This window comes from Streptomyces sp. 8K308 (assembly GCF_004348315.1).
GTDB lineage: Bacteria > Actinomycetota > Actinomycetes > Streptomycetales > Streptomycetaceae > Streptomyces.
Window position 1 is genome coordinate 1 of sequence record NZ_SMKC01000690.1, and the last position, 593, is coordinate 593.

The 593-nt window shown below is 72.7% G+C and carries 1 protein-coding gene; it reads left to right on the forward strand.

The window, feature by feature from the left end:
- Positions 1 to 16: 16 nt before the first annotated feature.
- Positions 17 to 526, forward strand: coding sequence for an HNH endonuclease (locus E1265_RS36660; protein WP_132935240.1), 510 nt, complete (start codon positions 17 to 19; stop codon positions 524 to 526).
- Positions 527 to 593: the final 67 nt, after the last annotated feature.

The window sequence follows — 593 nt, forward strand, 5'->3', positions numbered from 1 at the left end:
CCGGAAGGTGGGCGGGATGCGGCAGACCCTTGTGCTCAACGCGAGCTACGAGCCGCTGTCGACGGTGTCGCTGCGGCGGGCGGTGGTCCTGGTGATCCAGCACAAGGCGGTGGTCGAGCACGAGCACCCGGGGCTGCGGGTGCGGGCCGCGGCGGTGGATCTTCCGGTGCCGCAGGTGATCAGGCTCAGGCGCTACGTGAAGGTGCCGTTCCGACAACGGGCCCCGTGGTCGCGGCGGGGCGTGCTGGTGCGTGACCGGCATCGGTGCGCGTACTGCGGTCGCCGGGCGACCACGATCGATCATGTGCTGCCGCGTTCGCAGGGTGGGCGGGACACGTGGTTGAACACGGTGGCGGCTTGTGCCGAGGACAATCATCGGAAGGCGGACCGGACGCCCGCGGAGGCGGGGATGCGGCTGTTGTCAGAGCCGTTCGAGCCGACGCCGGCGGACGCGCTGCTGCTGGCGGTGGGGGCGCTCGCGGAGGACGCGCTGCCCGAGTGGCTGCCGCTGCCGCGTGCGGCCTGATGTGAGGGCATGAGGGAAGCGACGTGGCCCGGCCTCCGGCACCTGGTGCCGGAGGCCGGGCCACGTC